The sequence below is a fragment of the Acinetobacter sp. Brlt_5 genome, assembly GCF_051949055.1.
Lineage (GTDB): Bacteria > Pseudomonadota > Gammaproteobacteria > Pseudomonadales > Moraxellaceae > Acinetobacter > Acinetobacter indicus.
The window spans coordinates 64,914-86,022 of the sequence record NZ_JAYJLP010000001.1 but is presented as its reverse complement, the minus strand read 5'-3'; the positions used below and the strand labels follow the sequence as shown (position 1 = coordinate 86,022).

The following is a 21,109-nucleotide window of genomic DNA, read 5'->3' as shown; positions in this document are numbered from 1 at the left end:
CAGTCAAAACACCACCATTAAAAACCTTTTAAAATCATTAACTAATTCATTAAAAATCATAGCCCACCCATCATAATTTACAAAAAGTTACAATTATATTTCTTCCTATTCACCAATAAAACACAAAACAATATTTTATAAATATCATTACTTTAATTTATCATTAAGCCTGATTTGAGTTATAAGTTACGAAATGCGTAATCATATTACGTATTGAACAAAGATTAACTCTTGCTAAGATATTTTCATCTGGAACTCCCTGATTTCAGGAAATTCCTGCAAAAACAACAAGTGAAGCAATTGGATTGCTCACCATACATGAGGATGGAACATGCACAACTTAGCTAACCCTTTAGAGCTATGCGGATTTGAATTTATTGAGTTTGTCTCGGAAAATGGCGCTCTGGATTCAGTTTTTCAAACGCTCGGTTTTACCCAAGTGGCTAAGCACAAATCCAAAAATGTCTACTTATGGCGTCAGGGCGACATCAATATCATTCTGAACTATCAGCCAGAATCCTATGCATCGTATTTCTTTAATGAACATGGTCCATCGGCCTGTGCCATGGGCTTTAAGACCAAAAATGCAACCCGTGCCTATCAGAAAGCGCTCGAACTCGGTGCCGAACCAATCAAAAACGTGATTGGTCCTATGGAACTGAATATTCCAGCGATTAAAGGCATTGGTGGCTCACCAATCTTTCTGGTCGACTGCGATATTTATCAGCAGGATTTCGAGTTCTTTGAAGGTGTTGATCCGCGCCCGGTGGGTACTGGTTTAAAAGAAATTGACCATTTAACCCATAATGTCTACAAAGGCCGGATGCAGTACTGGGCCAATTTCTATGAAAAAATCTTTAATTTTCAGGAAATCCGCTACTTTGATATTAAAGGTGAATACACCGGCCTGACCTCAAAAGCGCTGACTGCACCAGATGGCAAAATCCGTATTCCACTGAATGAAGACTCGGACAAAGGTAACGGACAAATTGCCGAGTTCCTGTCGGAATTTAACGGCGAAGGCATTCAGCATATTGCCTTCTCAACCGATGACCTGCTAGCGACCTGGGACAAACTCAAAGCCTTGGGTACCAAGTTTATGACCCCACCGCCGGCAACCTATTATGAAATGCTGGCAGAACGTTTACCGGAACATGGCGAACCGACTGCAGAGCTGCAACAGCGTGGCATTTTGCTGGATGGCAATACCAAAGATGGTGAAAAACGCCTGCTGCTACAGATTTTCTCGGAAAATATGATTGGCCCGGTGTTCTTCGAATTTATTCAACGTAAAGCAGATGATGGCTTTGGCGAAGGAAACTTCAAAGCCCTGTTCGAATCGATTGAGCGCGACCAGATTAAACGTGGCGTGCTTGACGTCTCTGCCTGATTTTCAGGTGTTCTAAATCCCGACAACGCCGCTCTTGCACATGCGATTTGACATGTGTCAGGGGCGACGCATGTTTAAATTTCAGCAATCACATCACCTGCGCCAAAACAACAACAACACAGTGATGTCGATTTTACATGGATGATAAAAGATGCAACAACATGATGGCAAACTACATAAGGGTTTGAGCAACCGGCATATTCAGCTCATTGCCCTCGGTGGCTCAATTGGCACCGGATTATTCCTCGGCATCTCCCAGACCATTAAACTGGCTGGCCCGTCGGTCATTCTGGGTTATGCCATTGCCGGCCTGATTGCATTTTTAATGATGCGTCAACTGGGTGAAATGATTGTCGAAGAACCGGTCAGCGGTTCTTTTAGTCATTTTGCCTATAAATACTGGGGCAAGTTTGCCGGCTTTATGTCGGGCTGGAATTACTGGGTACTGAATGTGCTGGTGTGTATGGCCGAACTGAGTGCCATTGGCCTGTATATCCATTACTGGTGGCCGGAGATTCCGACCTGGGTCTCAGCACTGGGCTTCTTTATTTTTATTAATGTGATTAACCTGCTGCATGTCAAACTGTTTGGCGAAATGGAATTCTGGTTGGCGATTATTAAAGTGCTGGCGATTGTGGCCATGATTGCGTTTGGGAGCTATCTGCTGGCGTCCGGTAACGGCGGTCCGCAGGCGCATTTAAGCAATTTATGGGAACTTGGCGGCTTTTTCCCCAATGGTGTGATGGGCCTGGTGATGGCAATGGCCATGATCATGTTTGCCTTTGGCGGTATTGAGCTGGTCGGTATTGCCGCAGCAGAAACTGACAACCCGAAAAAGACCTTACCGAAAGCGGTCAATCAGATCGTATACCGGGTTTTATTATTCTACATTTTAACCCTGCTGATTATTCTGGCCTTATATCCATGGAACCAGATGGCACAAGGCGGCAGCCCGTTCGTGATGATGTTTGACTCCTTAGGCAGTCAAGGCGTTGCCACAGTATTGAATTTCGTGATCTTGACTGCGGCGGTGTCGGTCTATAACAGCACCAACTACTGTACCAGCCGTATGCTTTTAGGTCTGGCGGAACAAGGTAATGCACCGAAGTTTTTAAGCAAAATCAATTCACGCGGTATTCCGGTGAATGCGGTGATGGTTTCAGCCTTTTTCACCCTGCTCTGTGTGCTACTGAATTACCTGTTCCCCGAAACGGCATTCAGCCTGTTGATGATGCTGGTGGTGGCAGCCATTGTGATTAACTGGGTGGTGATTTCCTATACCCATCTGAAATTTAAACGTCAGATGCTGGCGCAGCAACAGCAAACCCTGTTCCCAAGTATTGCCTATCCGTTTACCAATTACCTGTGTATCGCCTTTATGCTCGGTATCTTGGTGATTATGAGCCAGACCCCATCGATGCGTATTGCAGTCGGTCTGCTGCCGGTATGGATTGGCCTATTATCGCTGGCCTATTACCTTAAACAGAAAAAACTGGCGCGCGACCCTGCGCTCATCAAAGCCAAAAGCTATTAATTCAGGAAGAGTTTATGTTTCAACATGTCGATACCTATGCCGGCGATCCGATTCTGTCCCTGATGGAAGAATTCCAGCATGATCCGCGTCCGCATAAAGTTAATCTCAGTATCGGGCTGTATTATAACGAGGCCCAGCAGGTTCCGCAGTTGCGTGCCATCCAGCAGGCTTATCAGGACCTAAATGCCGAGCAGCAGAAGGTCAAACTGTACCTGCCAATGCAAGGTATGCCGGCTTATAACAGCGCCGTCCAAGCGCTAATTTTTGGCGAAGATAGCCCGGCCTGTCAGGCCGGCCGTGTAGTGACCTTACAAACGCTGGGCGGTTCGGGCGCACTAAAAGTGGCGGCAGATTTCTTAAAACGCTATTTCCCGGCCTCTGAATTATGGGTCAGCCGCCCGACTTGGGATAACCATATTGCGATTTTCCAGGGCGCCGGCATTCGCTGTCATGAATATCCGTATTTTGATCCGCATAGCGGTCAGGTGAACTTTGCTGCCATGCTGGATTGCCTGCAACAGCTGCCGGCGCAAAGTATTGTTCTGCTGCATCCCTGCTGTCATAACCCGACCGGTGCCGACTTATTGCCAGCGCAGTGGGATCAGCTGATTGAGCTACTGGCGCAGAAGCAGCTAATTCCGCTCTTGGATATGGCCTATCAGGGCTTCGCCGAAGATTTTCACGCAGATGCTTATGCCATCCGGGCGATGGACAGGGCCGGCCTGAATTTTCTGGTCAGCCATTCATTTTCCAAAATTTTCTCTTTATATGGCGAACGGATTGGCAGCTTAAGTGCGGTCTGTAATGATGCCACCACCGCCCAAAGCGTGTTAGGCCAGCTGAAAGCCACCGTACGCCGGATTTATTCCAGCCCGCCGACTACCGGCGCGATGCTGATTCAGCATGTGTTACACACGCCGACGCTGTACCAAAGCTGGCAGGACGAACTGACCGAAATGCGTGAGCGCATTCAACAGATGCGTGAGCGTTTAAAACAGCAGCTCGAACTTGCCTTACCGGGGCAATCTTTTGACTATCTGACCCGGCAGCGCGGCATGTTCAGCTATACTGGCTTGAGTGCAGCCCAAGTCGATCAGCTCAAGCAGGAGTTTGGTATTTATCTGGTGCGTAGTGGCCGGATGTGTGTGGCAGGACTAAACCAGAACAATGTCGATGCAGTGGCACATGCCATGGCACAGGTATTACAGCATAGTGATACTGCTCTCACTGCTTAAACCTCTGTTCCCTCGCAAATAAAAACGGGCCATGTGCCCGTTTTTATATCGTAGAAATTTGAAGATTATGAAGCGGCTTTTAACATCTGCTTGGCTTCAAGCTGATTGACAGCATTGCTAAATAAATAGCCCTGACCAAAATGGCAGCCAAACTGTTTCAGGGTTTCAAACTGCTCCTTGGTTTCAATGCCTTCGGCAATAATATCCAAGGACAAAACCGGCCCTAACTTGATAATCGCTTCGACAATGGCCTGAATTGATTTATCACTATTGATGCGGTTGACGAAATCACAGTCAATTTTCAGGCTATCTACCGGATAATCACGTAAATGGGTTAAGGAGGAATGTCCGGTGCCAAAATCATCCAGCGAAATGCGAATACCGGCCTGTTTCAGTTTATGGAGGGTACGAATCACACATTCAGAGCCACGCTCGGCCAGCGATTGCTCAGTAATTTCAATTTCAATTAATTGCGCCGGAATCTGATAATGCTGCATCCGTTTTAACAGCACTTCTGCGTAGTTATCGCGCGTCAATTCCACCGGCGAAGCATTAATTGACACCGGCACCGTCTGTAGACCCTGTTTGATCCAGCTTTGTAAATCACTAAAAATCGCCTGCTGCATCAATTCACTGATTTTTGTGGTCAGCTCATAATCGCTAAAGGCTTCTAGCAGCTCTTTCGGATAACGGTAACGCTGCTGTGCATCCTGCCAGCGTAATAAAGCCTCAAAGCCAATCAGCTCACCGGTTTCAATACACACTTTCGGCTGATAAAACGGTACAATCCGCTGTTCACGAATAATCATGCGTGCAGTCTGCAACTGCTCTGCCTTGCTCTGGACCGCCGCCAGCATAGAATGATCAAACATGCGGATGCCACCTCGGCCACCGGCTTTCAGGTCATTCAGCGCGGTATCGGCACATTTCATCAGTTCGGGAATTTCTCTGGCATCTTTGGGATACATCGAACAGCCAATGCTCATGCCGCAGTTAATGACCCGGCCGCTATAGGTAATGGGTGCATCCAGCAGTTTGGCAAACTTCTTGGCCAGTTCAATCAGCTGCTGTTCATTTTCAACCGAATGCACCACCACGGCAAACTCATCACCACCCAGGCGCGCAATACTGACCTGTTCTGAAATATATTTTTGAAAGCGTTTGGACAATACTCTTAATAAATGATCGCCGGCCTGATGGCCCAGGGTATCGTTAATATTTTTAAAATGATCCAGGTCAATCAGCATGACCCCGACCAATGTGCGGGTTTCTTTGGCGACCTGAATTGCCTGTTTGGTTTTTTTCCGGAAAGTTCGGCGGTTAATCAGCTTGGTCAGATCATCGACTTCACTGCTGAGTCTTAATTTATCTTCGGCAATTTTTTGCAAGGTCACATCACGCGATACACATAAAATACTGGTGGTTTCGCCGTGTTCGTTTAGCACTGGGGTCAGCATATTGTCCCAGTATTTCACTTCATCTTGGTTAATACTCATACCCGGGAAACGGGAATTTTTGCCTTTAATGGCCTCACGAATGGCTTGCTGACCTTTTTCACGAGCTTCGGGTGGTAATAGATCAAGCCATTTCATGCCGAAATTCTTTTCCCGCTCTTTGCCTAGCAAAGCCTGGCAACCTGAACGGTTCATATGCGACAGTGAGCCATCCGGTTTGACAATCTTGATACAGTCAACACTGACATCCAGCATATGGGTGTGGGCACGTAAGGTATCTTTGGTTTCCCGATATTTCACCGCACTGTCATGAATATTGGTACAGCTGATCATCCACTGGTCACAACCCTCGAGCTGCTGCGAATTTCGGGCAATTAACAAAAACCAGTGATAGCGCTGCTGGCGATCCCGAATCCGACATTCTTTTTCAAAACTCTGGCCGCTTTTTTGCGCACTTTCCCATAAAAAACGCAGATGCTCGGCATCTTCCGGGTGAATGGCATTCAGCCAGCTTTGAGCAGTCAGGCTTTGCTCATCTGAAGCAAGATACTGTTTAAAATTAGAATTATATAGATGATGTCCGGCTGAACTAACCCAAATCAGTTGTGGCATCATTTCAATGGCGCGAATAAAGTCTTTCTGAAAAGGAGATTTCTCAAGTTTAGGCGTGACCTGTTTGGACTTGTCTTTTAATACCTCAAGCAGATTAATATGACTCATATCGCATTTTCCGAGTTATAGTGCCAATAAGATCACACTTCTATACAAATATGTATTATAAGAGCTATAAAAATTATTTTTAACCCACGGTAAATAAAAATACCCAGTTTTTGTATATTCTTTTTGTAATTAAAATGGCTTAAAAATATACAATTTTCTGTGCATATTCCTGACTTTAAGCATGCAGCCTAGTTCTACTTTGTAGCGAGACTGGGCAGTTTTGATAGAAAAAAGATATCAGTTGTGATGGTTTCTGTGAGTGCAGATACAAAAAAACACCGGGTCTAAGCCCGGTGTTTTTTAGATAAGGTCATTACGACTCGAAATGAATTACACTACGAATTGATTTACCTTCATGCATTAAGTCAAATGCTTCATTAATCTGTTCTAACGGCATGGTATGGGTAACAAAAGGCTCCAGCTGAATATCACCTTTCATGGCCTGCTCGACCATGCCTGGTAATTGTGAACGGCCTTTAACGCCACCAAATGCAGTGCCCATCCATTTACGGCCCGTCACCAATTGGAATGGGCGGGTCGAGATTTCTTTACCGGCACCAGCCACACCAATAATCACCGATTGGCCCCAGCCACGATGGGCACATTCCAGCGCGGAACGCATGACGTTGACATTGCCGATACATTCAAAGGAATGATCAACACCCCAACCGGTCATTTCAACAATCACTTCCTGAATTGGGCGCTCATAATCATTCGGGTTAATGCAGTCAGTCGCACCAAACTGTTTGGCCAGTTCAAATTTTTCCGGGTTGGTATCAATTGCAATAATACGGCCGGCTTTGGCCTGACGCGCACCTTGCACCACGGCCAGACCAATCCCGCCTAAACCAAACACGGCAACGCTGTCACCTTCCTGCACTTTGGCAGTGTTATGCACCGCGCCAATACCGGTGGTTACACCACAGCCCAACAAGCACACCTGTTCATGGTTGGCTTCCGGGTTAATTTTGGCCAGTGACACTTCGGCCACCACAGTATATTCACTGAAAGTTGAACAGCCCATGTAATGATAAATGGGCTGACCATTATATGAAAAACGGGTGGTACCATCTGGCATCAAACCTTTACCTTGGGTAGCACGCACCGCCACGCACAGGTTGGTTTTGCCCGATTGACAGAACAGACATTCACCACATTCCGCGGTATACAGTGGAATCACATGATCACCCGGCTTGAGACTGGTCACGCCTTCACCGACTTCCACCACCACACCCGCGCCTTCATGACCCAACACGGCTGGAAACACCCCTTCAGGATCATCACCTGACAAGGTAAAGGCATCCGTATGACATACACCGGTATGACTAATTTTAACCAAGACCTCTCCAGCTTTTGGCGGAGCCACGTCTATTTCTACAATTTCAAGGGGTTGACCCGGACCAAATGCGACCGCAGCTCTTGATTTCATGAAATTGATCATCCTTTTGATACGTCTTTAACAGATGTCTTACAGTAACCGCTTTTTATCAACAGATTCAACCTATAACATCATGATAATCTATATGAATCAGTAAAAATTTACTTCATAAAAATGATGCGATTAAAATATTACAACATGATCTGGTTGTGCTGTCTGATTCTGGCATGTACCGGTTGTAATTCGCTTGAACAGAACTATGCTGCGCAGGATGCGCCAATTGAACCAGATTTTGAACACTGGATGACGCGACCAGAGGCACAGGCACAACTACAACGCGGACAAACCGCCTATTTACCGCTGTATGACGGATTTATCAGTATTGCTTCACGTTTACATTTAATTCATAACGCCAAACATCATTTAGACCTGCAATATTACATCTGGACCGATGACGAAATTGGTCATTTAGTGCTGGCCGAATTACTCAAAGCCGCCGACCGCGGGGTACAGGTCCGGTTACTGATTGATGACCAGAATGGCACCCAACTGGATGATACCTTGCTGGCACTCAGCCATCATCCGAATTTTAAAATTCGCCTGTTTAATCCTTATAAATTCCGTCATTTTCGGGCGCTGGATTATGCCTTCCGGATGCAGGCTGTGAATCACCGCATGCACAACAAACTGATTATTGCCGATGGCGCGATTGCCGTGACCGGTGGCCGCAATATCAGCCGGGAATATTTTGATGCCAGTGATGACTTTCAGTTTACCGATGTAGATATTCTCTTTGCCGGTAATGCGGTCAAAAAAGCCAACGATAATTTCCGTGCTTTCTGGAACCATGAACTGAGTTTTAATCTGGTCCAGCTGATGGACCAGAACAGCAATAAATACCATCGTAATAGCTTGACCTTGCTGCGGGAAAAATATGCCAGCCAGCAGCTGGATGAACAGGAGGTGCAACGCCGGATCAGTTTTGCCGAGCAACAGGTGGCGCAGTATTTAAAACAGCGTTCCTATCATTGGGCCAAAGCGCATTTTGTGGCTGACCCGCCAGAAAAAATCCAGGGCAAAGCCAAAGATGAAGAGATGATTTACCATCAGATGATCCAGATTATGGGCACGCCCGATCAGCATCTGGAACTGGTGTCTGCCTATTTTATTCCGACTCAACGTGGTACGGATTATATGAGCCGTCTGGCAGAAAACGGCATTGATATCCGGGTTTTGACCAACTCGTATATGGCCAATGATGTACCGATTGTGCATGCCTTCTATCAGCAATACCGGCCGCAGCTGTTGGCCAGTGGTATTCGACTGTATGAATTCAAGCGTTATATTCAGCGCGAAGAACGCACCTGGTATGAAATTATTACCGGTAACGTGATTCCAGCCAAAGGCCGCAGTGCTTCCAGCCTGCATGCCAAATTCTTTGATATTGATGGCAAGGTATTTATTGGCTCTTTTAATTTTGATCCGCGCTCGGCTTTTTTAAATACCGAAGTCGGGCTGGTCTTGGAATCTGATGAGCTTCAAGATGAAATTTCAGATTCATTGAATCAGTACCTGCCGCAAATTGCCTATGAACTAAGGTTGGATGAGAAAGGACATATTATCTGGCTGGATTATCAAAAAGATGGTTCAGTGATTCAGCACAAGGTTGATCCGGAAACCACCAGTTTCCAGCGTTTTGTGATGAATTTAATGACCCATGTCCCAATCGAGTGGATGATGTAATGACATCCACATTACAGTAAATATACATTGACCAAGATAATTGAATACGAGTTGCTCTATGGGTTTGCAGCAAACCCGATACCCGGAGAGATTGTGTGATCTCTCACTTCGTATTTATCGCCAGAAGGTTTTACTCTTCTGCTACATTACTTTAAAATTCACGCTTTATTTTTCTTCTTTTTTAGATCTCTCCTCATGCAATTTTTTGATTTAAGCCGTCAATTTAAATTAAGTGATATTCTCAGCCCGACTAAAACCCTGAATGAATTGGGCCAGCAAGAGTGGTTTCTGGCCAAAGTGCGGGTCGAACATGATTGCCTGTCCGACTCGGAGCAGCTTGAAGGTCAGGTAGTGTTGCAATCGAATGAGAATATTCAGCTGGAACTGGAATGGCTGATTCAGGACACCGGTTTTGAATTGCAGGTGTTGTTTAAGGGTGTAGAAACTGCGGCTGAACACGAAACCTTGGTGATGGTCAAAGGTGCACAACTGGTGGATGATGCACAGCAACCGCTCTCAGCCCAAGCCCTCAGCTTATGGATTGATGGCACTTTATTACCGATGTTGCCGCAAATCCGCAAGGAAATTAAAGCCCGCCTGAATTTATGGGATTATGTGGAATACGGAGCTTAAGTCCTTTTATTCTGCTTTTACTGCTGAAACATGAAAAAAGAGCGAAGTTTTTCGCTCTTTTCTGAGCTGTGCTCGTCAGATTTCCTCTCGTTCTATTTTTAAATCCAATTTATGATGAATATGCAGTTGCGCTTTCACGCATAACAATAGTTCTGGTCTTTATTATGCTGGTTTTAACTATAAAATGAGTATAAAAATGAACAAGAATATGGATGCTCAAACCTGGGGGCAAATACGACAAGTGGTTGCGCAGGCGCAGCGCGCCAGTATGCACTCCTCCATCGCCAGTGTGAGTCCGGAAGGTATCCCGAATATCACCCCGATTGGCACCTTATTTTTAAACGACAGCTCTCCCACCGGTTTCTTTTTTGATACCTACTCTGCCACGCTGCAACAGCATCTCAAACATAATGCGCAGGCCTGTATTCAGGCCGTAAACAGTAGCCGCGGGTTCTGGCTAAAATCAATGATGTCAGGTCAATTTTGCACTTATCCGGGTGTGCGTTTATATGCCAAGATTGGTGAGTTACGCCCAGCCACTGCCGAGGAAATGCATCAGGTGCGCCGTAGAATTGCGCCGTTAAAATGGACACGCGGCAGCAAGCTGATCTGGTCGGATTTCACCCAGGTTCGGGAGGTGCATATTCATGCGTTTAGATGGGTAGAATATCCATCAATGATGCCAAAGACATCCTCTCTTTTTTAAAGCAGGCCGACATCCTTAAACAGACCGCAATAAAGTTCAGCCTTTTTCTCCACCGCTAAGGGATAGGCGCGAGATGAAGATGGCATACGGTATAAATGCAGCTCTCGACCAGCAAAGATCGCCTGTGAAGATTGGCCAATTACCGGTTTCGGCGTGCCTTCCGGCATTGATTCCATCAAGGTATCAGTGGCTTTATCACCCGTGGTCATAATGTACTGACACAGCGGCATTTGCTGGAGCAGCCGATTTAAATCGGTCGGGGTGTGAATATGCAGAAATTTATCTGAAGCATTGCCCTTTAAACGGCTGATCCGGTAGGCGGTATCAAACAGCGCAATACCGGTATCTTTTAAAAAGTTTTGAATCAGTTCGAGCTGAAAGTTTTTATTCGGCAGGTCTAAAAAATAGTTTTTATCCTGAAAAAAGCAGATACCAAAAATCCGCCACATATCATTCTGATAATTCGGATAATAAAATTCCATTTTCCAGCGATTTTTGGGCGGTGGAAAACTGCCCATCATCAGCAGTTTGGCATTGGAGGGTAAAAAAGGCTCAAAGGGATGGGTTTCAATTTCAAGATCATCAATCATAAGGCAGCAAACTCAATTCACTTTATTCATCTTAAGCCGTTGTTTAATTTTGAGTGTTACTTCTTTGCCCCATATTTGATAAATTTCTTTACTCGGATGAAAGCCATCTTCGGCCATTTCCAGTTGCATCTGCTGATATTGTGCAATGTCATATTCAATCCAGTCCATGTTTGGCTGCTTTTGAATAAATTTATGCAGTTCACGGTTCATCTGCTTGGCATATTGGCCAAACAGCCACGCCAGCGGATTCGGTAAAGCCGGGAAAAGTTGCATCGGTGGTACACCTGCTGCAAGGATGAGCTGTGGCTGGAATTTAGCTGCAATCAGCTGATACAACTGCGCCTGCTTTTGAATCCAGATATCGGCTGGTATCAATTTGGTGACATCATTCACCCCGACCGAGGTGACCACTACATCAAACTTTTCAGTGTCCAGCTGCTGAACGCTTTGAATGACCTGCCCTGTAGTATTGCCTGTTATGGCATGCAGTTTCCAGCTGACCTGAAATTCGGAAGTGAGTCCGGCCAGAATCGCGCCGAGCAAGGCATCTTCCTGATGGCTAACGCCAACGCCGGCAGCGGCTGAATCCCCCAGAATCAAAATGGATAAGGCCTGTCCCTGACCGCTCGTGCCTTCACGTTCCCCTTCTGGCTCTGCCAATCTTAAAGTATTTTTCTTGACCCGGCGGCCTTGAATAATCAGGGCTGGAATTAAACCCAAGGTTGCAAGCTTCAGAAACATCGCGTTGTCGATCATCTTCAAAAAAATCGGGCCTATTTTAACCAAAATAAGCCCCGTATTTTTGTCTTTCTCTTAAATATTTTTAAATTTTCAAATATTTAAAACAAACATTTAAAATAAAAAGTGAAAAGCGCCAAATGGAACTTTTCACTTTTTATTAATATGAATTAACCGAGTTTATTGACCAGTTTTAATGGTAAGACTTTCATGGCCAAGCCCAGTGGTAACCATGGCCATTTTGGCACATAAGCTTTTACCGGTGCTTTTTCAATTTCTGCGGCCAGTAAACGTGAACCGGTTTGTTCATCTACTTCAAATGGTAATTTTTTCGCGCCTTCGTTAATTTCGGTACGGATATACCCCGGGAAAATGGTGGTAACTTTAATTGGCGTATCAATCAGTTCGGCGCGAATGCCTTCAGCCAGATGCGCAACGCCGGCTTTACTGGCGCCATACGCAGTCAGATGTTTTGGCATACCACGCATTGCGCTCATGGAAGAAATCATCACCAGATGGCCAGAGTTTTGGGCACGGAAAATTTCTACCGCAGCTTCACATTGCGCCAGCGCTGAAATAAAGTTGGTTTCAACCGTGGCGCGGTTAATCGCAAAATTGCCTTTGCCGATCCGGCGGCCTTCACCAACCCCGGCATTGACAATAATCCGGTCAATTGTGCCGAGCTCTTCTTTAAAGGCACGAAACACCTCAAATACCTGATCATAATTGGTCACATCTAAGGTTTTTGCAGCCACGCTCACGCCGTACTTGCTTTCCAGTTCCTGTTTTAAGCTTTCCAGACGTTCCATACGACGCGCACAAATGGCCAGGTTATAGCCTTTTTGTGCAAATTCGCGGGCCATACCGGCACCAATGCCGGAACTTGCGCCGGTAATTAAAATTGTTTTGGTCATCTGTCTATTCCTTGATTAAATCCAGGTTAATAATTCTGGATGTTGTGCTTTTATAAAATGATGTTCATTCAGACTTAACAGTTGCGGCTCATTGCCGACCAGACGCAAAGTGGTCATGCTGGTATTGGCGATGGCCCAGTTCAGTGCAAAAGTCCGGTTAGGATTCAGTTCCAGAATTTTTCCAGCAACAACCGAAATGACTCCGCCCGAAGTAAACACAATCGCGTAACGCGGTTTGGTTTGGGCCAGTTCATCACACAGGTTTTGCAAGGCGGTTTCGACCCGAGCCTTGAAATGCGGCCAGGATTCTTCATATTCATGGTGATATTCACCGCCAGTCCAGCGCTCAATGGCACCTTCAAAAATTTTTGCCAGATACGCCCGCGGATTAAGCTCTTTGGCTACATCGGCCTTTAATAAATGCGGTTCATTAAAACGCGGTTCGTATTGGGCAAACACCTGCTGATGGTTAAACTCGTTCCAGTCCGGATTGGTGACCAGATGAGCTTCAGGGAAACATTCGGCCAGAGCGATCTGTGCAGTCTGCTGATGGCGCTGCATGGAACCAGCCACCACATAGGGTTCTTCTTTTAAGATATTGTCAAAATACTGACCCAGCAGTTTGGCCTGCAATTCCCCATTCGGCGAAAGCTGGTCATAGCTTTCTGCACCAAACGAAGCCTGACCATGACGGATTAAATAAATAGTCGTCATTTCGGCAGCAGCTCCTTAAATTTGGCCATATATTTTTGTGCCAGCTCATTGGCTTCAATTTTTTGCAGCCCAATCAGTTTTAAGGCGCGGATGTGCAAGGCATGAATCACAATCCAGAAATCTTTAAAAGCCGGATTATTGGTCTGTTTGTGATAATAACGGTAGTAAATCTGCTGGGCGATCACCGCCAGACGGAAAATCCCGAACACTTCATAGAAGGTCCAGTTTTCCGGTTGCAGGCCGGTTTTTTCCAGATAGTAATCGACCACCTGTTTACGGGTGAACATGCCTTTTAAATGGGTCGGCTGACGGCGGGTGGCTTTAAAAATCTGGTTATCGGTTTCTTCTACCCAGTAGGCCAAAGCGGAACCAAGATCCATCAGCGGATCGCCCAGAGTTGCCATTTCCCAGTCCAGCACGCCAATCACTTCGGTTGGATGCTGCGGATTTAAAATCACATTATCAAAACGCCAGTCATTGTGAATAATGCAGGTGGTGGAATCTGCCGGAATATTCTCGTGCAGCCATTTACGTACATATTTAAATGACGGCACATTCAGGGTTTTGGCTTTTTCATAACGGCTGTCCCAGCCTTCCACCTGACGACGGCAATAGCCCTCACCTTTACCGAGTTTTTCCAGTTCAGTGCCCTGATACGGCACCTGATGCAGCTCGATTAATTTATCAATCACATTAATGCACAGTTCCTGAACCTGGTTTTCATCAAAGTTCAGTTCTGGCGGCAGTTTGGCCCGCGGGATAATGCCTTCCACGCGCTGCATGATATAAAAATCACAGCCAATCACAGATTCATCCTGACACAGCGCCACCATCTGCGGTAATACCGGATAATACGGTGCCAGATTTTTTTGTACATGATATTCACGCGCCATGTCATGCGCAGATTTGGCTTTGGTGCCTTTAGGTGGGCGACGTAAAATTAAATCGGCATTGCGATAGTTCAAACGATAGGTCCAGTTAGAGGCACCGCCTGAATATTGGGTCACTTCAACGGGTTCCTGAACATCAACCCCTTGTGCCTTTAACCACTGGCTTACCGCCTGAATATCCAGTTCCTCGCCTTCACGAACCTGACCGCCAACATCAATCACTGACATGTTATTTTCCTGATTTTTCACTTTTTTAGGTCTTGCCCTATTAGAGCATTTTCAGCTGTAAAGACCCACACTGTTTCTGGTGTTTTGCCACTTATTTTTTACGACGGGTACTGTAGCCACGTTTGGCCAGTTCCAGTTTGGCAATCATGCCTTTATGCACTTCATCGGGACCATCGGCCAAACGTAAGGCACGTGCCTGAGCAAAGAAACCGGTCAATGGCGTATCGCGGGACAGCCCGGCACCGCCGTGGATTTGCATGGCCATATCTACCACTTTTTCCAGCACGCTTGGCGCCACCACTTTTATGGCAGAAATTTCTGTTAAGGCGGCCATATTGCCTACAGTATCCATTTTATAGGCGGCATAGAGTGTTAACAGGCGGGCCTGATCAATTGCCACACGCGCTTCGGCCACACGCTCCAGGTTGCCACCCAGTTTCAGGATTTCCTTGCCAAAGGCAGTCCGGTTCATGCCGCGGTCAATCATCAGTTCCAGTGATTTTTCTGCCGCACCGATACAACGCATACAGTGATGAATCCGGCCGGGTCCTAAACGGCCCTGGGCAATTTCAAAACCTTGGCCGGCACCACCAATAAAATTGGCCACTGGCACACGGACATTGTCAAAGCTGACTTCACCATGCCCATGCGGCGCATCGTAATCGCCAAACACCGGTAACATACGTTCAATTTTCACCCCTGCGGTATCAACCGGGACCAGCACCATTGAATGTTGATGATGACGGTCTTTGCTTTCGTCCGGGGTATGCGCCATAAAAATAATGATTTTGGCATTCGGATCGCCCAGACCCGATGACCACCATTTACGCCCGTTCAGGACAATCTCATCACCATCTACCACCGCCGTGGCCTGCATATTGGTCGCATCAGAAGAGGCGACTGCCGGTTCAGTCATACAAAACACCGAGCGGATTTTGCCTTCAAGCAGCGGCATCAGCCATTGCTGTTTTTGCTGTTCTGAACCATAACGCCATAACACTTCCATGTTGCCGCTATCTGGCGCGTTACAGTTAAATACGGTCGGGGCAATCAGGCTACGGCCAGACAATTCGGCAATATGTGCATATTCCTGCACTGACAGGCCCTGGCCCAAATTAGGACAAGGCAAAAACATATTCCACAGTCCCGCGGCTTTGGCTTTGGCTTTTAAACTTTCTAATTGCGCCGGCCACTGCCATTGCGTCCAGTCACCGCCCTGATTCAGTTCATGCACCTGCTGCCAAAAGTCGGCCTCAATTGGTTCAATTTCTGTTTGAATAAACTGTTGGGTTCTTTCGAGATAATCCTGTGCGCGTGCTGACAATTCAAACATGACTGTAGCTTCCTCAATCTGTTGTTATATTGGCTTTACAACACCTTAACCTAAAAATTATTATGCATGAAATGATTTTATTGAATTAAGCACTATGCACAATATTCATAATAATAGCCCAATGGATCTGGGTACTTTTCATCGTATTGATATTAATTTATACCCGCTGTTTATTGCGATTTTTGAACAAAAAAATATTTCCAAAGCGGCGCAGCTCTTATGTATCAGCCAGTCGGCGACCAGTCACGCTTTACAAAGGCTTAGGTTACAGTTACAGGATGACCTATTCATTCGCACCGGCCATCAGATGTTACCAACGCCGTTTGCCGAGCAGATTTATCCGACTATTAAAACTGCGCTGCTGTCTATTCAGCATATTGCCCGGCAAAAACAGCAGTTTGAACCGGCGATGGTACATACCCTGAAAATTGCCATACATGATGAAATTGAACCGATTATTTTTCCCAAACTGGTGCAGCACTTTCAGCAGCTGAACTTGGAGATTCAGTTTTTAAGCAGCAAGCTGGACCGTAAAACCATGATTAATGATCTGGCCACCCAGCAAATTGATTTTGTGATTGATCTGGAACACAAGCTGGGCGATAAAATCCAGTTTCAGGCGCTGGTCCAAGACCGTTTCGTGGTTTGTAGCCAGCGTTCATCCATAGATAAAGAATTATATTTGTCTGCGCCGCATATTGGTGTTTCTTCACGCCGTAGTGGTCTGCTGCTGGAAGATATTTATTTAAAGCGCAATCAGCTGTCTCGAACCCTATTATTACGCTGTCAGCATTATTCCACTGCCCTGCAAATTCTGGCGCAGCATGACACCGCGATACTGACTATTCCGGAAAGTATTTTGCGACATTTACATATTGACCCGAAGCTGCATATTTTTGAATCGCCTGTCGACCTGCCGCAAATTGATTTGGGGATGTTCTGGTATAAGGAGATGCAGGAGAATGCACGTCATGTATTTTTAAGAGCGGAGATTTCTAAAATTTTTGCTTAGGCTATTTCAGTAGATTAATCTTAATTATGCTTAGGCTATTTTAAATGAGGTCAGAAAATTTACTTAGGCTATTTAGATCACTCAAATTCAAGGCGCTTTATCTTCATTAAATTTCAAACATCGCTCAAGCCCTTGCCAGATCAGGCGTTGCAGCGTAGCTGATTTGTTAAAAACTAGCTAATTGGCGATTTAATCGACCGGCGAATTGCGCCATTTCTTTTACACTAGCACTTTTATTTTTCACGGTTTACAGCTGGCTGGTCTGTTCAGCTGAATTGAAAGCGTCTATGTTGACTGAACTCTCCCCTTTCTGGCTGCTGGCATTGGCCGCTGGATGCTGTCTTGTTGCGTTTATGCTGTTGGGTAAGATTTCCCGCTTTGTGCAGCAACTGTTTCGACCTTTTAAAAAAGGCAAAACCTATTGGGCGCGGGTCACTGCAGTCAGCGATGGCGATACCCTCACCCTATACCGTTTTAATTTAAGACGTTCAGAAACCCGTATCCGCTTTGCCTATATTGATGCGCCAGAATCGAGCCAAAGTTATGGTCCGGAAACCCGGCGTCTGGTCAAAACTATGCTGCACCAGAAGGTGGTGCGAGTCAAAATTACCGATATTGATCGCTATGGCCGCCATGTCGGGGTGATTTATCGCTACCGTAAAAATGTCAATGAAGAACTGGTCAAACGTGGCGCCGCCTGGGTCTATGAAGATTATATTCGTGATCGCAAGCAGCTGGCGCATATGCGTGCCTTACAGACTCAGGCCAGAGCACGGAAAAAAGGCCTCTGGAAAAGTAGCCGCCCGGTGCGGCCAAGTGTCTATCGCAAACAGAACCGTAAATAAAATGCTCAGGTGGATTTTTAAAGTCCGAAGATGATTCAGCTTAATAAGCCCATTGCACCAGCAAACGAAAAGCCCCGGCAATCAGCGCCAAAGCCACAAAGCCGGCCAGCCAGAGACCAATAAACCACAGCAGCTGTGTACGTTTCATTGCGGCTCCTTGATGACTAAGAGAATAACTGACCTATAATGATGTGCTTCATGTCGATTTTCTTTAATGATAGCCATCCTCTCCCACCCGGACTTTATGGCGAAAAATCCAATAGGACATCGCGCTATAACCTAGAATAATCGGAATTAAAACTAGCGCGCCAATGAGAGTAAAACGCTGACTGCTTTCCGGTGCAGCAGCCTGCCAGAAGCTGACCGAGGGCGGAATAATATAAGGCCATAAGCTGATTAAAAAACCGCTATAGGCCAGAAATACCAAGGCCAGCGTATACAAAAATGGGCGAAACTGTTGCTGTTGCCGGCAGGCTTTTAAAGCCAGATAAGTAAAGATCAGCACCAGTATCGGCACCGGAGAGAAATACAGCAGCTGCGGCAGACTAAACCAGCGCTCGGCAATGTGCGGCTGGGTTATCGGGGTATAAATACTGACGGCTGCTAAAACAATCAATAGGCCGGTCAACATCTTCGGCATTAAACGGTACATGCGCTGCTGTAGTGCCTGATCGGTTTTAAAAATGAGCCAGCCACAACCTAAAGTGGCGTACAACATTACCACGCCAGCACCAGTAAACAGGCTAAACGGCGTTAACCAGTCCAAGCCATGGCCCGCATATACCCCCTGCTCGGTACGAATACCCTGAATATAAGCGCCCAAAATTACGCCTTGTAAAAAGCTGCTAAAAACAGAGCCACCAATAAAAGCTTTGTCCCACCAGTGTTTGCTGCTGTTGGCCTTAAAACGAAACTCAAAGGCAACACCGCGAAAAATTAAGGCAATCACCATTAAAATGACCGGTAAATACAGGGCTGAAAGCACCGTGGCATAGGCCAAGGGAAAAGCAGCAAACAGGCTGGCGCCTCCCAGCACCATCCAGGTTTCATTGCCATCCCAAATTGGCGCGACGGTATTCATCATCACATCCCGCTCTGCCTGTTCGGGAAAAAATGGAAATAAAATCCCGATACCCAAATCAAAGCCATCTAACACCACATACATCAGCACCGCGAAGGCAATAATCCCGATCCACAGCAAAGATAAATCCATCATGGCTCATGCTCCTGTTTGGGGCGCTCGGCGGGCGGGTTAAGCCGCTCGGTGACACTGCTTAACGGCCGTCTGGAGGCTTGAGTAAGCTCAGCATCAGAGGCTGATGATGGCGCTGAATGAATCAGTTCCGGCCCTTTGTGCATCAGTCTGAGCATGTAATAAATGCCCATCCCAAACACCACAAAATACACCAGTACAAAAATCATCAAACTCAGGCCAACCTGCTCTGCAGACACCGGCGATAAGGCATCTTCGGTACGTAACACCCCATAGACCACCCACGGCTGGCGGCCGACTTCTGTGGTAAACCAGCCGGCCAATAAGGCAATAAAACCAGAGGGCCCCATCCACAGGGCAAAACGCTGAAAACGACGATGTTCATATAAACGCTGTCGTTTACGTAGCCACAATCCCCATAGCGCCAGAATCAGCATCAGCACGCCTAAGCCGACCATAATCCGGAAACTCCAGAACACAATGGTCGAATTGGGCCGATCTTCCGGGGCAAATTCTTTTAAACCGGTCACGGTGCCATCTAGCGAATGGGTCAGAATTACGCTGCCTAAATTGGGAATCGCCAGTGCATATTTGGTTTCTTCGGCCTGCATATCGGGAATACCAAACAGATACAGCGGCATGCCTTTCTCATGATTGGTATTCCAATGCCCTTCCATCGCTGCCAGTTTGGCTGGTTGATGTTGCAGGGTATTCAAGCCATGTAAATCGCCCACCAGCACCTGTAAGGGAGTTAAGATCAGCATCAGCCACAAGGCCATTGAAAACGAGGTTTTTACCAATGCATCCCGACGGCCTTTAAGTAAATGCCAAGCGGCCGTGGCAGCCACCAGCAAAGCAGAGACCAAAAAGGCAGCAATGGCCATATGCGCCAGCCGATACAGGAATGACGGATTAAAGACAATGGCCCACCAGTCCTGTGGCACCAGAATGCCATTTTCGATGCTGAAACCTTGCGGAGTTTGCATCCAGCTATTGGCTGATAAAATCCAGAACATGGAAATACAGGTGCCAATTGCGACCATTAAAGTCGAGAAAAAATGTGCTTTAGGTCCCACCCGTCCCCAACCAAACAGCATGATGCCGAGAAAACCCGCTTCCAAAAAGAAAGCGGTGAGCACTTCATAGGCCAATAATGGTCCGGTGACACTGCCGGCGATACGGGAAAATTCACTCCAGTTGGTGCCAAACTGATAGCTCATGACAATGCCAGAAACCACCCCCATGGCAAAGGCGACCGCAAAAATCTTGACCCAGAATTTAAACAGGTCCTGATAAATCGGATTACGACTGCGTAACCAGCGCCATTCCAGAATCGCCAGAAAACTGGCCAGACCAATGGAAATGGCCGGAAAAATGATATGAAACGAAACTGTAAAGGCAAACTGAATCCGGGCCAGTTCCAGCGCGGTAAAACCGAGGGTCATCATGCCACCTTTCAAAAGGTCGAGCTGCGCTCAGGGTGTAGAGTTTTAAATATAGCGTTTTGAATTTTTCTCATCGCGCTTCAGCATAGGACGAAGTTGTATAGGCCTTGTGTAGGCTTTTGATCAAGAATCTTTAAGCGAGTAATTTCTGCAACTGATGAGTTTTTTTGGAAGATAGAAGCGCTGATTTTTTATTCTTGCGGTTTATCAGCTGGATAGACAGGACTGGATGAGAGGAATTTTTGTAGTTCAGTTGATTGACCTTAACGCTGCTTAACAAATCTATAGCAATACACGTTGCCCCCTCATCTTTTATCATCTGTTTTTTTGAATCCTTCGCTGGCTTCCCTACTTGAAAAAAATTCCGAACAGGCGTACATTGACTTTGTTTTAG

The 21,109-nt window shown here is 46.3% G+C and carries 19 protein-coding genes; 8 read left to right on the top strand and 11 right to left on the bottom strand.

Going from position 1 to position 21,109, the window contains the following annotated elements; genetic code table 11:
• The first annotated feature begins 331 nt into the window (after window positions 1-331).
• The 3 genes from hppD (at window position 332) to VF685_RS00470 (ending at window position 4,159) form a co-directional block, all read left to right on the top strand.
• Window positions 332-1,390, top strand: a complete 1,059-nt coding sequence (gene hppD / locus VF685_RS00480) for a 4-hydroxyphenylpyruvate dioxygenase (protein WP_163170125.1) — start codon at window positions 332-334, stop codon at window positions 1,388-1,390.
• Window positions 1,391-1,541: 151 nt separating this feature from the next.
• Entirely contained in the window at window positions 1,542-2,924 is a 1,383-nt protein-coding gene (locus tag VF685_RS00475; protein WP_005178192.1) for an amino acid permease, read from the top strand.
• A gap of 14 nt (window positions 2,925-2,938) precedes the next feature.
• A complete protein-coding gene (locus VF685_RS00470; protein WP_152342397.1) occupies window positions 2,939-4,159 on the top strand; it encodes an amino acid aminotransferase in 1,221 nt (406 codons plus the stop codon).
• Between the two features lie 65 nt (window positions 4,160-4,224).
• Here VF685_RS00470 and VF685_RS00465 read toward each other — a convergent pair whose 3' ends face one another.
• Together VF685_RS00465 and VF685_RS00460 are read right to left on the bottom strand one after the other, a co-directional pair.
• Window positions 4,225-6,333 (bottom strand): sensor domain-containing protein, encoded by a 2,109-nt coding sequence (locus VF685_RS00465; RefSeq protein WP_152342398.1) that lies wholly within the window; start codon window positions 6,331-6,333, stop codon window positions 4,225-4,227.
• Between the two features lie 313 nt (window positions 6,334-6,646).
• Window positions 6,647-7,762, bottom strand: a complete 1,116-nt coding sequence (locus VF685_RS00460; RefSeq protein ID WP_016658079.1) for an S-(hydroxymethyl)glutathione dehydrogenase/class III alcohol dehydrogenase — start codon at window positions 7,760-7,762, stop codon at window positions 6,647-6,649.
• A 123-nt stretch (window positions 7,763-7,885) separates the two neighbouring features.
• Here VF685_RS00460 and VF685_RS00455 point away from each other — a divergent pair, with 123 nt between their 5' ends.
• From VF685_RS00455 to VF685_RS00445, 3 genes are all read left to right on the top strand, one after another.
• Window positions 7,886-9,454, top strand: coding sequence for a phospholipase D family protein (locus tag VF685_RS00455; RefSeq protein ID WP_163170128.1), 1,569 nt, complete (start codon window positions 7,886-7,888; stop codon window positions 9,452-9,454).
• Window positions 9,455-9,649: 195 nt separating this feature from the next.
• Window positions 9,650-10,087, top strand: coding sequence for a hypothetical protein (locus VF685_RS00450; RefSeq protein ID WP_152342400.1), 438 nt, complete (start codon window positions 9,650-9,652; stop codon window positions 10,085-10,087).
• 196 nt (window positions 10,088-10,283) lie between these two features.
• The gene (locus VF685_RS00445; protein ID WP_152342401.1) at window positions 10,284-10,793 is read left to right on the top strand and encodes a pyridoxamine 5'-phosphate oxidase family protein; all 510 of its coding nucleotides are present in this window, start codon (window positions 10,284-10,286) and stop codon (window positions 10,791-10,793) included.
• Here the strand turns inward: VF685_RS00445 and VF685_RS00440 are convergent.
• The 6 genes from VF685_RS00440 to VF685_RS00415 form a co-directional block, all read right to left on the bottom strand.
• Window positions 10,790-11,380 carry a uracil-DNA glycosylase family protein gene (locus VF685_RS00440; RefSeq protein ID WP_171065083.1) on the bottom strand — a complete coding sequence of 197 codons (591 nt, stop codon included), beginning with the start codon at window positions 11,378-11,380 and terminating at the stop codon, window positions 10,790-10,792. The two genes, VF685_RS00445 and VF685_RS00440, sit on opposite strands and share 4 nt — an antisense overlap.
• Before the next feature lie 15 nt (window positions 11,381-11,395).
• On the bottom strand, window positions 11,396-12,124 hold the full coding sequence (locus tag VF685_RS00435) for an SGNH/GDSL hydrolase family protein (protein WP_440203512.1): 729 nt from the start codon (window positions 12,122-12,124) through the stop codon (window positions 11,396-11,398).
• 167 nt (window positions 12,125-12,291) lie between these two features.
• Window positions 12,292-13,035: an SDR family oxidoreductase gene (locus tag VF685_RS00430; RefSeq protein ID WP_016658074.1), complete on the bottom strand. Its 744-nt coding sequence runs from the start codon at window positions 13,033-13,035 to the stop codon at window positions 12,292-12,294.
• 15 nt (window positions 13,036-13,050) lie between these two features.
• Window positions 13,051-13,749, bottom strand: coding sequence for a histidine phosphatase family protein (locus VF685_RS00425; RefSeq protein WP_016658073.1), 699 nt, complete (start codon window positions 13,747-13,749; stop codon window positions 13,051-13,053).
• Entirely contained in the window at window positions 13,746-14,867 is a 1,122-nt protein-coding gene (locus tag VF685_RS00420; protein WP_005178215.1) for a phosphotransferase family protein, read from the bottom strand. The genes VF685_RS00425 and VF685_RS00420 overlap by 4 nt, the downstream gene beginning before the upstream one ends.
• 91 nt (window positions 14,868-14,958) lie before the next feature.
• Window positions 14,959-16,200, bottom strand: coding sequence for an acyl-CoA dehydrogenase family protein (locus VF685_RS00415; protein WP_152342404.1), 1,242 nt, complete (start codon window positions 16,198-16,200; stop codon window positions 14,959-14,961).
• Between the two features lie 94 nt (window positions 16,201-16,294).
• Here VF685_RS00415 and VF685_RS00410 point away from each other — a divergent pair, with 94 nt between their 5' ends.
• Window positions 16,295-17,212: a LysR family transcriptional regulator gene (locus tag VF685_RS00410; protein ID WP_286384886.1), complete on the top strand. Its 918-nt coding sequence runs from the start codon at window positions 16,295-16,297 to the stop codon at window positions 17,210-17,212.
• A gap of 287 nt (window positions 17,213-17,499) precedes the next feature.
• On the top strand, window positions 17,500-18,057 hold the full coding sequence (locus tag VF685_RS00405; protein ID WP_005178218.1) for a thermonuclease family protein: 558 nt from the start codon (window positions 17,500-17,502) through the stop codon (window positions 18,055-18,057).
• Between the two features lie 40 nt (window positions 18,058-18,097).
• On the opposite strand, the gene VF685_RS00400 is transcribed toward VF685_RS00405, so the two are convergent.
• From VF685_RS00400 to VF685_RS00390, 3 genes are all read right to left on the bottom strand, one after another.
• Window positions 18,098-18,205 (bottom strand): hypothetical protein, encoded by a 108-nt coding sequence (locus VF685_RS00400; RefSeq protein WP_005178219.1) that lies wholly within the window; start codon window positions 18,203-18,205, stop codon window positions 18,098-18,100.
• A 63-nt stretch (window positions 18,206-18,268) separates the two neighbouring features.
• Window positions 18,269-19,273 carry a cytochrome d ubiquinol oxidase subunit II gene (cydB, locus tag VF685_RS00395; protein WP_127800237.1) on the bottom strand — a complete coding sequence of 335 codons (1,005 nt, stop codon included), beginning with the start codon at window positions 19,271-19,273 and terminating at the stop codon, window positions 18,269-18,271.
• Window positions 19,270-20,715: a cytochrome ubiquinol oxidase subunit I gene (locus VF685_RS00390; protein ID WP_127800239.1), complete on the bottom strand. Its 1,446-nt coding sequence runs from the start codon at window positions 20,713-20,715 to the stop codon at window positions 19,270-19,272. The genes cydB and VF685_RS00390 overlap by 4 nt, the downstream gene beginning before the upstream one ends.
• Window positions 20,716-21,109 lie beyond the last annotated feature (394 nt).